Below are 12,008 nucleotides of genomic sequence, written 5' to 3'. Positions count from 1 at the left end.
CATGAAAATGGGATGAAGTGATCTGAAATATGACTAACCCGGCGAAAGGGTGCTGCACGTGAGATCCATATGGAACGGCGCCATCTCGTTCGGTCTGGTCAGCATCCCGATCAAGGTCGTGAACGCGACCGAGAGCCACTCGATCTCCTTCCGGCAGATCCATACGGAGGACGGCGGGCGCATCCGGTACCGGAAGTTCTGCGAACTGGAGGACCGCGAGGTCACCCAGTCGGAGATCGGCAAGGGGTATGAGGACGCGGACGGCACGATCGTCCCGATCACCGACGACGACCTGGCGCAGCTGCCGATCCCGACGGCGAAGACGATCGAGATCGTGGCCTTCGTCCCGGAGGACCGTATCGACCCGCTCCAGATGGACGCGGCGTACTACCTGGCGGCGAGCGGCGCCCCGGCGGCGAAGCCGTACACGCTGCTGCGGGAGGCGCTCAAGCGCAGCAACAAGGTCGCCATCGCCAAGTTCGCCCTCCGCGGCCGGGAACGCCTGGGCATGCTCAGGGTCGTGGGCGACGCGATCGCCATGCACGGCCTTCTCTGGCCGGACGAGGTCCGTGCCCCCGAGGGCGTGGCGCCCGACGTGGACGTGACGGTCCGCGACAAGGAACTGGACCTGGCGGACGCCCTGATGGACACCCTGGGCGAGGTGGACCTGGAGGACCTCCACGACGAGTACCGCGAGGCGGTGGAGGAGGTCATCGCGGCGAAGGCCGCCGGCGAGATCCCCCGCGAGGCCCCCGAACCGGCCAAGGCCGGCAAGGTCCTGGACCTGATGGCGGCCCTGGAGAAGAGCGTCCGCGAGGCCAAGGAGTCGCGGGGCGAGGAACCGGCGGAGGTCACCCGGCTCCCGCAACGCAAGACGACCCGCGCCACCCCGAAGCAGACGACGGGCAAGAAGTCGACGTCCGCGACGAAGAAGACGGCAGCGAAGAAGACGGCCTCCGCGAAGAAGTCGACGACGAAGAAGACGACATCGGCGAAGAAGACGACATCGACGAGCAAGACCACGGCGAAGAAGACGACGGCGAAGAAGACGTCGGCGAAGAAGACGTCGGCCCGCAAGCGGTCGGCGTGACTCTCAGGCCGGCTTCCGGGCCGTCCCCCACCCCACCCGCCGCAACGCCAGCACCGCGTTGTGCCCCCCGAACCCGAACGAGTTGCTGAGCACCAGATCCCCCTGTACCGGCAACTCCCGAGGCACCCCCCTCACCACGTCCAGCCCCATCGCATCGTCGACCTCCCCGTTCCCCACGGTCGGCGGCACCACCCCGTGATGCAGCGTGAGTACGGCGGCCACGGCCTCCACTCCACCCGCGGCCCCCTGCAGATGCCCCAGATGCCCCTTGAGCGCGGTGACCGGCACGGCACGGCCCCCGAACACCGCCCGCAAGGCCCCCGCCTCCGCGAGATCGCCCTCGACCGTGGCCGTGGCATGGGCGTTGATGTGCGCACTACGTCCACCACATGCCCCCCGGCGTCCCGCACCGCCCGCCGCAGCGCCAGCGCGACCCCGCTCCCGGACGGATCGGGCGCGGCCATGTGATGCGCGTCGGCGGACAGCCCCCACCCCGCCGCCTCGCAGTAGATCCGCGCACCCCGGGCCAGGGCCTGCTCCTCGGCCTCCAGGACGAGCACGCCGGCGCCCTCCCCGTTGACGAACCCGTCCCGCCCCTTCCCGAACGGCAGGGAGGGCGACCCCTCGTCAACACCCCCGGAGGCCAACGCCCGCATGGAGGCGAAGGACGCCATGATCGCCGGCGTCACGACGGCTTCGGCCCCGCCCGCGAGGGCGATGTCGACACGGCCGTACCGTATGCGGTCGACCGCCTCCCCGATGGCCTCCGTGCCGGAGGCGCACGCGCTGGTCACCGTCCGCGCCTCGCCCGTGATGTGCAGGTCGAGCGAGACCTGTGAGGCGGCCTGCGACGGCACCGTCATCGGCGTGGTGAGCGGCGACACCCCCCCGCGGCCCCTTCTCCCGCAGCTTGCGGTCCCCACCGACGAGCACGGACGCGTCCCCGAGAATCGCCCCGCGAGACTCACCCCCACCCGCGCAGGATCGATCCCGCTCTCCAGGGTCCCGCCCTCGACGAACCCGGCATCCGCCCAGGCCTCCCGCGCGGCCAGTACGGCGAACTGCGCGGCCCGGTTCATCCGCCGAGCGGCGGCCCGCGGCAACAGCTCGGCAGGATCGACGGGCACGACCCCCGCGACCCGCACGGGCAGCTCGGCGAACTCCTCCCCGTCCAACTCCCTTATCCCGTGCCGCCCGTCGAGCAGCCCCTGCCACAACTCCCCGACCCCGACCCCGAGCGGCGACACGGCCCCGAGCCCGGTGACGACGACCCGCCGAGCCCGGGGCACGGCAGCGGCCTCGGACACGGGCCGCGCCTCATGCCGTACGACGAACCCGGCCCGATCCGCGTCAGCGGCCCACCGCCGAACATCGTCGTCCGACGCCGGTTCGCCGCCGTCCGCGTCGAGATCCCGATGCCACACACCCCACCGGCGCACATACGGCACCTCGTCGGCCAGCGGATCGACGGCCCGCAGCGAAGTCACCCGGTCCCCGTCCCGGAACTCGACGCCGTCCAGCGGCACCGACGACATCAGCGGAACCTCCGCGACATCCAGCCGCCGGCAGGCGAACGTCACCTCCCGCCCCCGGGCGAGCAGTTCATCCCGGTCCACCCCGCCGAGCGGCGGCCGCAGGGTCACCCGGATCGTCTCCGGGGACTCGGGCAGGGTGTGCATCACGACGAACCACCGCTGCAGCTGGACGTCTTCGCCCGACAGGGCGACCAGATCTCCGGGAATGACCTCGGCGACGCTGACGGAGTGCGGACGTATGGGAACTTGGTGCATGTCTGTACTAGCTTCCTGTGACTTGAATGGTTCTGTCGGACTTGTCCCGAGTGAACTGGACAGGGCCGCCGGAGGCCATAGTTGAATCAATAACCTTCCCGTTCCTTTGCGTTCCGTAGACGGGTGCGGGAGGTGTACGTCGCTCAACTGCTTCTGATCCGGCCGGAGTTGACCGGACGACTCCCGAAAACGGTGTGGGAAACGTCACGGTCGCATATGACGGTCAGTCACGTCACCGAGAGGAGATCCTGCTGTGCAGAGCCTGGCGATCATCGAGGCGCCGTCGGTACTCGGACTGCGCCCGAGCGGCGTGGCGAACCTGCCGACAGCGCTACTGAGGGCAGGACTGCTGGAGGGCTTCGACGTGGCCCGCTCGGACCGTCTTGAGCCGCCGTACTTCGACCCGAGGCGGGACCCTGAGACGGGCGTACTCAACCCCACGGCCATCGCGGCGTACTCGACGGAACTGGCTGACGCCGTAGAAGCCGCCCTGGACCAGGACCTCTTCCCGGTCGTCCTCGGCGGAGACTGCACGATCCTGCTGGGCAACCTGCTGGCCCTGCGCCGCCGTGGCCGCCACGGCCTGCTGTTCCTGGACGGCCACACCGACTTCTACCAGCCCTCCGCCGAACCAAACGGCGAGGCGGCCTCGATGGAACTGGCCCTGGCGACAGGGCGCGGTCCCACCGTCCTCACAAACCTCGAAGGCCGCGGCCCTCTGCTCAAGGACGAGGACGTGGTCGCCTTCGCCTTCCGGGACGGACACCAGTCCGCGGAGGCGGGGATGCAGCCGCTGCCTCCCGCCCTGCACGCGATGGATCTGACCAAGGTCCGCACGATGGGCATCGAAGCGGCCACGCGGCACGCCCTGACCCACCTCCCCACCGCCTACTGGACCCATCTGGACGCCGACGTCCTGCACGACACGGTCATGCCGGCCGTCGACTACCGAGTCCCCGACGGCCTGACCTGGCCGGAACTGGAACACGTCCTCACGGCCGCGCTCACCGACGCCCGCTGCCGGGGCCTGGACGTCACGATCTTCAACCCCCACCTCGACCCCACCGGCACGATCACGACCCGCTTCACGGCCTGCCTCCACGGGGCACTGTCCACGAGAGCGGCCGGCCTATAAAGAACCCCGTCCCCGCCCTGCCTCAGGTCGGCCCCCGGCAGGTGTCCACGGATGGTCCACGAGGCGTGTTTGCTGTCCTTCGCCGCTGTATTGCCGCTTTCTGACGGATCCTAGAAGCCAAAGCCCAGGCAGATACCAGCCCATGGACCGCCTGCGGCGACTGTGCCCCAGCAGAAGGCGGCCCAGATTGCGGATCCGAATGCCGATGATGATGAGCCACTGCCACCATTCGAGCGGTGAGTGACCTTCGCGACCCCAGTCGCGTCCCTCCGTCAGGATCTCGTCGAACTGACTGAACTGTTCGTCGAAGAACGACGCGATTCCATCAATTCCGCCCTGGCGAGATATCTCGGCCACCTGATCGAATGCTGCGGCGATTTCGCGACTGTCTGCCACAGGCACGTCGGCATGGTCCACGGCTTCCAGGAGGGTGCCGCGAAGCTCGTCCAGCGACTGCGCGAATTCCCCACCGCCCTGCGCGCCGCAATAAGGCGTCACCTTGTTCCCTCAGTACGACACTTTCCCTCGTGCAAGAGCGCCCCATTACCCCTCCCCCTTTAAGCGTCAGGCAGGATTCCCGGTTCCGAATCCTGTTGCTTGCGTGCCGATGTCGTCCATGGCCCGTAAGCTTCCGGCGCCTCGGGCACCCCCACCGGCCGCTGTCGCCTCCGGCCACCGCTTTGAGGAGTGATCGTCATCGCTCGTATCGCTCGTCCGGCCTGCCTCTGAATGCGCATTACGCGCAATGGTGCTCAGCATTGATCGACGATGTGTTGTGTCTCCTTCATAGGGGTGAAAGATCATGTCGACGTACGTCTCGTTGCTGAACTGGACCGATCAAGGGATCCGGGGCTACAAGGACACCTCGCAGCGCGCCGAGGCCTTCGCCGCGGCGGCACAGAAGCTGGGGGTGAAGGTCCTGAGCCTCTACTGGACCGTCGGTCCGTACGACATCGTGGCCGTCGTAGAGGCGCCCGATGACGAGACCGCCACTGCGGTGCTCCTGCAGGTCGCCGGGTTGGGCAATGTCCGTTCCACCACCCTGCGGGCCTTTGGCCGGGAGGAGATGGACCGCATCATCGCCAAAGCAACTGGCTGAGGCCTTTCAGATCCGAGGACCCGTTTCGCGTACACGAGTGAGCCGCCCACGGCGGGACGCTCCGAAGCCCCTGGACCTGTCCCGGGGCTTCGCCATGCCGCGGCGACCTGCGCCGATGACCGGCTGATGTGCTGGAGTCGCTGCGTCGCAAGCTGGACGGCGGCGAGGCGGGCGTGGAGACGATGCGCCGCAAGCGCAAGGTGCCGGTACATGCGCTCCACTACGCCGTGGAGCGGGGCGAGTTGGGCAGCCATCCGCTGGAGAGGATCCGCTGGCGAGTGCCTAAGCCGGCTGTTGCGGTGGATCCGCGGGTGCTGGCAAACCTCTACCACGCGCGGGATCTGCTGAGCGCCGTCTCCTACGTGGGCGGCTACCGGCGGGCTCGTGGTCGTCGGCTGGTCGGGATCTTCGCCGGGCAGGCAAGCGGTGGACCGACACCGGCGAGTACCACGACGAGCGCGGTGCTTCCCGTCACCATCGCGCCGGGCTCCCGGCTGAAGGGTGTGGCCGTTTTCGAACTACGTCTGCCACCCCTGTGGGCGACGAACTGCTGATCACCGCACCGCAGGCACGGGAGGCCGCCGAACGGCGGCTGCGCGCGGCCGGGGCGCCGCCGCAACCACCGCTCTCCTCGCACCGGAACCAACCCCAGTACATCGACAGCGAGTTCACGCCACCCACGACACGCCTTTCAGGCTCTCTTCAGGTCGAAACCTTGAGTTAACCCTGCAAATGATTTTGCAGGGTTATTGTGTTTCTTGGCTGATCATTGACCAAGCGTTGGCATGCTCTAGAGACGTGAACTGCCTGGAGGGAGGCTCATGTTCCGAGGTGCGACAGCCCGGACCGTGGTGTCGATCCTCGCCGCCGTCCTGCTCGGCCTTCAGGTTTTCGCGTCCACCGCATCCTTCGCATCCGCGCACACGGCCCGTCATGCCGTGGCCAAGGGCCAGCCCGGGATCAAGTCCTCCGGGAAGGCGCTGCGCGACGAGATCGTCACCTGCCGGGACGCCGGCCGCCACGGGGACCCGACCGGTCCTCTGCGCACCCGCGACCGGTACCGCACTGCCGCCGACTGTGCACCCGAGGCACCCGACCGTCCATACCAGAGGCAGAGGGCCTCGAATGCGGGCGAGCCGGGCACACCCCGTACCGCGCACTACCGCATGTCGAGATCCTCGGCAGCGCACTCACCAGCGGCACTTCAGGTGTTCCGCTGCTGAGCAGCAGAGCAGTCCCCCCACACCTGTCCTTGCCCGTCCGACGCGCCTCTACGGCGCGCCAGGAGGAGTCACCACATCATGCAACCCCTCATCGACAACGCCCGCACGTTCGGACAGCGCCCTGAGGAGTTCGCCGGCCTCGCCAAAGGCCAGTCGCCCGAGGTCCTGTTCATCACCTGCGCCGACTCCCGGGTCGTCCCGGCCCTGATCACCGGCGCCCGCCCCGGTCAGCTCTTCGAGCTGCGCACCGCGGGCAACATCGTCCCCCCGTACGCCTCCGAGCACCCCACCAGCGAGGCGGCCACCATCGAGTACGCCGTGGAGGCCCTCGGCGTCCAGCACATCGTGGTCTGCGGCCACTCGCACTGCGGAGCCGTGGGCGCCCTGGTGCGCGGCGACGACCTCAACGCCGTCCCCGCCGTGCGTGACTGGCTCGCGCACGCCGCGGACGAACCCAAGTGCTCCGACAAGGCCGACCCGACGGTCGCCGAGGCTGTGCAGCACCACGTCCTGACGCAGCTGCTGCGGCTGCGCTCCTACCCCTGCATCGACAAGCGCCTGCAGGCGGACCAACTCAGCCTGCGCGGCTGGTACTACGAGGTGCACACCGGAGCCGTGCGCGAACACCGCGCGGGGACCGACACGTTCGAGGCGCTGTGAGGGACACCGTGACTGTGATGTCGAGGTTCCCTTACCTGCGGCAGGACTTCGCCGCCTCCATCGTCGTCTTCCTGGTCGCTGTGCCGTTGTGCGTCGGCGTGGCGGTCGCCTCCGGGGTCCCCGCGGAGCTGGGCCTGGTCACCGGCATCGTGGGCGGGCTGGTCACCGGGCTCATGCCCGGCAGCAGCCTTCAGGTCTCCGGCCCGGCCGCGGGCCTGACCGTGCTGGTCTTCGAGGCGGTCAGCGAGTTCGGAGTGGCCACGCTCGGCGTGATCGTGCTGATCGCCGGCCTGCTCCAGCTCGCCATGGGCTTCCTCAGGATCGGCCGCTGGTTCAGGGCGATATCCGTCGCCGTCGTCGAGGGCATGCTCTGCGGCATCGGCCTGGTGATCATCGCCGGCCAGATCTACGCGGCGGCGGGCCTGAAGGCCCCGGAGACCGGAATCGGCAAGATCATCGGGCTGCCCGGGGCGTTCGCCGACGCGCTCGGCAGCACCGAGGCCCTGACCTCGCTCGCGATCGGCGCGGGCACCGTCGCCGTCATCGTGCTGTGGAAGAAGTTGCCGAAGAAGGTGCAGGCCGTGCCGGGCGCCCTCGCGGCCGTGGTGCTGGCCACCCTCGCCTCGCTCGCCTTCAGTCTGCCGGTCGTGACCGTCCAGGTGGAGGGCCTGCTCGGCGTCATCCAGCCGCCCGGCGCGGACGCCTTCGGTGAACTGGCCACCCCGGCCATCTGGGGCACCATCGTCGCGTTCGCGCTGATCGCCTCCGCCGAGTCGCTGTTCAGCGCGGCGGCCGTGGACCGGCTGCACGACGGTCCGCGCACCCAGTACAACAAGGAGATGATCGCCCAGGGCGCGGGCAACACGGTATGCGGTCTGCTCGGCGCGCTGCCCATGACGGCGGTGATCGTGCGCAGCTCCGCGAACGTCCAAGCGGGCGGGAAGACCAAGGCGTCGCGTGTGCTGCACGGCGTGTGGATCCTGCTGTTCGCCGCCGCGCTGCCCTCCGCCCTGGCGCTGATTCCGCTGCCCGCCCTGGCCGGCATCCTGGTCCACGCGGGCTGGAAACTCATCCCGTTCCGCCAGATCGCCGAACTGTGGCGGGACCACAAGGGCGAGGCCCTGATCCTCATCGTGACCGCCGTGTCGATCGTCGCGGTGAACATGTTCGAGGGCGTACTCATCGGCCTGGCCCTTGCGGTGATCAAGACCGCCTGGGAAGCCTCGCACCTCAAGCTGGAGGTCATCGACAAGGGCGCCGGCCCCATCCAGGCGTACCTGTCGGGCAACGCGACCTTCCTGCGCCTGCCGAAGATCCTCGGCAGCCTGGAGGCGCTGCCCCAGGACCGGCCCGTCGAGCTGGACCTGTCCGGACTGCACCACCTCGACCACGCCTGCCGCACCGCCCTGGAGTCCTGGGCCGAGCGGCACAGCGCACCGGACACCGAACCGGTGAAGGTCACGACCGCACAACCGGCGAAGGCCACGGCGCCGTAACGACCTCGTCGTAAGGCTCTGCCGCCCGGCCGGAGGCTCGACCGAGCCCCCGGCCGGGCATATCGCCGGAAAGGGTGCGAATACCTACCTGAAGCGCAGGAGCCCGGCGCTACGGTCGGGACAGAGTGCCCAGGTCGTTTCTGTCCATGGACGTCACCGGTCCCCTGCAGGTGCTCTCCTGCGGCGTACACCCCCATCCCCGCGGAGCATCGTTGGGGAGGTGCGTGACGACGTCATGGGACAAAGGGGCTGGCGCACAGTTAGGCGGTGCGGGCGTGCAGGTGTGGGCCGAGCCGCTCCGCAGCGACGCTGAGGAGGCGGGTCGAGAGCGACGTCGCCCGGCGCTTGGGTGTGCCACCAGCGGAAGTGCGACGACCGCCGTCCGTGGACCTGGCCGCGCGTATCCCCTGGGCCAGCCGTAACCTGCGGCCATGACTGAGCTACCGACGCCGACTCCCGACGATGCCTTCGCGATGCTGCTGGCCGGCAACCAGCGGTTCGTCACCGGCTTGCCGGAGCACCCCAACCAGGACGCTGCCCGCCGTACCGAGACCGCACCGGCTCAGAGTCCCTTCGCGGTGCTGTTCGGGTGTTCCGATTCCCGGCTGGCCGCCGAGATCATCTTCGACCGGGGACTGGGTGATCTGTTCGTGGTCCGTACGGCCGGGCACGTGGTCGGCTCGGAGGTGCTGGGCAGCATCGAGTACGGGGTGAGCGTGCTGGACTGCCCGCTGGTCGTGGTCCTCGGCCATGACTCGTGCGGGGCGATCGCGGCTGCATGCGCCGCCGCCGACGGCGGCAGGGCGCCCGCCGGTTTCGTCCGTGACGTCGTCGAGCGGGTGACCCCGAGCGTGCTGGCGGCCCGTGCTGCCGGACGCGACCAGGCCGAGGAGATCCTCCACGAGCACATCCGGCACACCGTAGATCTGCTGCTGGACCGCTCCCGCGTCCTGGCCGAGCGGGTGGCCGCCGGCCGCCTCGCCGTGGCGGGTCTGTCCTACCGGCTGGCCGACGGCAGTGCGCAGCTGGTCGCCTCCCATGGCCTGAGCAGGGCTGCTGCCTCCGCACGGTGAAACCCGCAGCCAGCCGGCCGACCGGTGTTCAGCGTTTCCTGGAGGCGGTCGGGGACGGCCTTGCGGACACTGGTCAGCTCCGATCGCGCCCGCGGGCAGCAGCACGGGGTCGATGCCGGTGACGTCCGTGATCGACGACTGCACGGCCTCGGGGGTGAGGGTGGCGTCAGGGATGGCCGCCAGGTCAGGTGGGCGTTGGAGAGGCCAGCGGGCCGGTCTGGTTGAGCAGGTCGTGGCCACCGGATGCGCGGGCATCCGGACCGTCACCGTGCCGTGGGGCTCGCCCGCCATTGCCGGAGCCGCGCCGGGGTCACCTGTCTGCTCGCACCAGGCGACGCCCGGCGGTGACCGGACAGCCGGTTCTACGCTGGCCTGGCTGCGCCGGTGGTGTTCCCTGGTGTCGCCGTGAAGGTTTTCGTGCGGCCTTCGCTCACGCGGTGCCGTCGGCCTTGGTTCATCGTTATGCGCCGACGAGACCATGGAATGTGGACAGTGGAGCAGTGAGAGGATTGCCAGGGTGACGGCAAGAACCAGTGACATCGAGAAGGCGGCCGATGTGCTGCGCGCCGGAGGCCTGGTGGCCTTCCCGACCGAGACCGTCTACGGTCTGGGCGCCAACGCCGAGGACCCCGCCGCCGTCGCGCGCGTCTTTGAGGTCAAGGGGCGTCCGCCCTCCCACCCGCTGATCGTCCACCTCGGCGGCGCGGAGCTCCTGGGCGACTGGGTCGAGGACGTGCCGGCGACGGCGCGCCTGTTGGCCGAACGCTTCTGGCCGGGGCCCCTCACGCTGGTCCTGCGGCGCGGGCGGCGGGTGCCCCTCGATGCCACCGGTGGCCTTCAGACGGTGGCCGTGCGTGTGCCCGACCACCCCGTTGCACTCGCACTGCTGGCGGCCTTCGGCGGCGGTGTCGCGGCCCCGTCCGCCAACCTGTTCGGCTCGGTCAGCCCCACCACGGCGAACCACGTACGTGCGGAGCTCGGTGATGCCGTCGACTTCGTGCTGGACGGCGGCCCCTGCCAGGTCGGCGTCGAGTCGACCATCGTCGACGCCACGGGCGAGATCCCGAGCATCCTGCGGCCCGGCGGGGTGACACACGAGGACCTCGAAGCGGCGCTGGGGCGCCCGCTCGCGGTCCACGCAACGAGCCGCGTTCGGGTGCCGGGCCAGCACCCGTCCCACTACGCGCCGCGGGCGCGGGTCGTCCTCGTCGAGCCGGAGAAGGTCATCGCCGAAGCGGAACTCGCGCAGGAGCTGGGGCACCAGGTGGGCGTCTTTCTTCCCTCCTCCTTCGCCGACGCTCCGGTGAAGGCGCACGCAGTGGTGGCCCTCCCCGCGTCGATGGCCGCCTACGCACGCGGGCTGTACGGGTTCCTGCGCGAGCTCGACCAGCGGGGGTGTGACCTGATCGTCGCGTCCTTGCCGGTGGAGGAGGGGTTGGGGCTCGCGATCGCCAACCGGCTCCGCCGCGCCGCGGGGCCCCGTCCCACCGAGTGACCAGCACCGAGGTTGTGGAGGCGGACAGCCACATCCAGCTGGCGAGGCGGAATTCTGGACGATCCCCTCACCCGGTACGACGGCACACCGCGCGCCGCGGTGTGCCGTCGCCGGAACGGTGCTCGGCGTCAGCTCTCGCCGCCTGATCGTCGAAGGGCGGCACCCTGCCGGCACAGCGGCAGCGGCGCTCCAGCGTGCCCGCAGCACCACATCGGAGCCTGGGGATGGATGGGTCAGGCCTCGATGGCCCCTAGTTGCCGCAGCAGCCCGAGGTCGTCCCAGTTCCACCAGCTCTCGGCGATCTTGCCGCCCTGGCAGCGGAACGTGGCGTGCCCTGTTCCGGCGACGTCCCGGTTGGTGGGCTCCAGCCCCTGGTACGTGCCGGTGTGCCGGCCCTGGAAGGTGATCCGGCAGGTCACCAGGTCGCCCTCGGCGATCATGCCCTCCATTGAGAGCCGGGGATTGAAGGCGTCCAGGATCTCGCCGTTCTCCCGTTTGGCCTGGGCGAGGTCCACGTCGTAGGAGGAGAGGGCGGGGTCGTGCTCCCGGTAGTCGCCGGTGCACAGCTCGTCGGCCAGGTCCAGGTTCTTGGCGTTGATGACCTCGTCGAAGAATCTGCGCACGACGAGCTTGTTGAGCTGTTCGTCCCGTACGACGTCGAGGTCCGTGAAGGTGGGAGTCTCCTCACAGGCGGCGACCAGTTGCTCGAAGATGCGGTTGGTCTCGGGGAGGTTGGAGTTCTGCATCGCCTCCTCGTACGACGGGAACTCCACGATCTCGACGACATGGGCGGAGTCCGAGCGGTCCCGCCCGACGATCGAGTGCGTGGCGGTCCGCTTGCCCTGGGTCGCCTCGACCCAGCTGTCCATCAGCCGGTTGAGTTGATCGACGTTGCTGGTCTTGCAGTCGATGAGCTGGACGAAGGTCATGAGCCCCTCCCGTGCGGT

General features: G+C 69.5%; 12 protein-coding genes and 1 pseudogene. 9 read left to right on the top strand and 4 right to left on the bottom strand.

Annotated elements, in window-relative coordinates:
- Positions 1-58 precede the first annotated feature (58 nt).
- Positions 59-1,090 carry a non-homologous end joining protein Ku gene (ku, locus tag H4N64_RS28335; protein WP_472910308.1) on the top strand — a complete coding sequence of 344 codons (1,032 nt, stop codon included), beginning with the start codon at positions 59-61 and terminating at the stop codon, positions 1,088-1,090.
- Between the two features lie 3 nt (positions 1,091-1,093).
- Here the strand turns inward: ku and H4N64_RS46445 are convergent, their stop codons facing one another.
- Positions 1,094-1,582 (bottom strand): hypothetical protein, encoded by a 489-nt coding sequence (locus H4N64_RS46445; protein WP_336246824.1) that lies wholly within the window; start codon positions 1,580-1,582, stop codon positions 1,094-1,096.
- 98 nt (positions 1,583-1,680) lie between these two features.
- Positions 1,681-2,625: pseudogene (locus tag H4N64_RS45610) on the bottom strand (beta-ketoacyl synthase N-terminal-like domain-containing protein); the annotation flags it as partial.
- Positions 2,626-3,133: 508 nt separating this feature from the next.
- Between H4N64_RS45610 and H4N64_RS28325 the strand changes: the two are divergent.
- The gene (locus tag H4N64_RS28325) at positions 3,134-4,015 is read left to right on the top strand and encodes an arginase family protein (RefSeq protein WP_186285265.1); all 882 of its coding nucleotides are present in this window, start codon (positions 3,134-3,136) and stop codon (positions 4,013-4,015) included.
- Here the strand turns inward: H4N64_RS28325 and H4N64_RS28320 are convergent.
- A complete protein-coding gene (locus H4N64_RS28320; RefSeq protein ID WP_186285264.1) occupies positions 4,010-4,513 on the bottom strand; it encodes a hypothetical protein in 504 nt (167 codons plus the stop codon). The genes H4N64_RS28325 and H4N64_RS28320 overlap by 6 nt on opposite strands.
- Positions 4,514-4,817: 304 nt before the next feature.
- On the opposite strand from H4N64_RS28320, the gene H4N64_RS28315 reads away from it, so the two are divergent.
- The 7 genes from H4N64_RS28315 to H4N64_RS28285 all read left to right on the top strand — a co-directional run bounded on the left by H4N64_RS28315 (position 4,818) and on the right by H4N64_RS28285 (position 11,061).
- A complete protein-coding gene (locus tag H4N64_RS28315; RefSeq protein ID WP_186285263.1) occupies positions 4,818-5,114 on the top strand; it encodes a GYD domain-containing protein in 297 nt (98 codons plus the stop codon).
- Positions 5,115-5,242: 128 nt separating this feature from the next.
- Positions 5,243-5,668: a hypothetical protein gene (locus H4N64_RS28310; RefSeq protein WP_260860019.1), complete on the top strand. Its 426-nt coding sequence runs from the start codon at positions 5,243-5,245 to the stop codon at positions 5,666-5,668.
- Between the two features lie 267 nt (positions 5,669-5,935).
- A complete protein-coding gene (locus H4N64_RS28305) occupies positions 5,936-6,337 on the top strand; it encodes a hypothetical protein (protein WP_186285262.1) in 402 nt (133 codons plus the stop codon).
- A gap of 78 nt (positions 6,338-6,415) precedes the next feature.
- Complete coding sequence (locus H4N64_RS28300; RefSeq protein ID WP_186285261.1) at positions 6,416-6,997, top strand: carbonic anhydrase; 582 nt, start codon at positions 6,416-6,418, stop codon at positions 6,995-6,997.
- Between the two features lie 17 nt (positions 6,998-7,014).
- Positions 7,015-8,493, top strand: a complete 1,479-nt coding sequence (locus tag H4N64_RS28295; protein ID WP_186285260.1) for a SulP family inorganic anion transporter — start codon at positions 7,015-7,017, stop codon at positions 8,491-8,493.
- Positions 8,494-8,924: 431 nt separating this feature from the next.
- On the top strand, positions 8,925-9,566 hold the full coding sequence (locus tag H4N64_RS28290) for a carbonic anhydrase (RefSeq protein WP_186285259.1): 642 nt from the start codon (positions 8,925-8,927) through the stop codon (positions 9,564-9,566).
- A gap of 517 nt (positions 9,567-10,083) precedes the next feature.
- Positions 10,084-11,061, top strand: a complete 978-nt coding sequence (locus tag H4N64_RS28285; RefSeq protein WP_336246818.1) for an L-threonylcarbamoyladenylate synthase — start codon at positions 10,084-10,086, stop codon at positions 11,059-11,061.
- Between the two features lie 233 nt (positions 11,062-11,294).
- Here H4N64_RS28285 and H4N64_RS28280 read toward each other — a convergent pair whose 3' ends face one another.
- A complete protein-coding gene (locus tag H4N64_RS28280) occupies positions 11,295-11,990 on the bottom strand; it encodes an ester cyclase (RefSeq protein ID WP_186285257.1) in 696 nt (231 codons plus the stop codon).
- Positions 11,991-12,008: the final 18 nt, after the last annotated feature.

Source organism: Streptomyces cupreus (assembly GCF_014257025.1).
Lineage (GTDB): Bacteria > Actinomycetota > Actinomycetes > Streptomycetales > Streptomycetaceae > Streptomyces > Streptomyces cupreus.
This window is presented reverse-complemented; position numbering and strand designations above follow the sequence as displayed.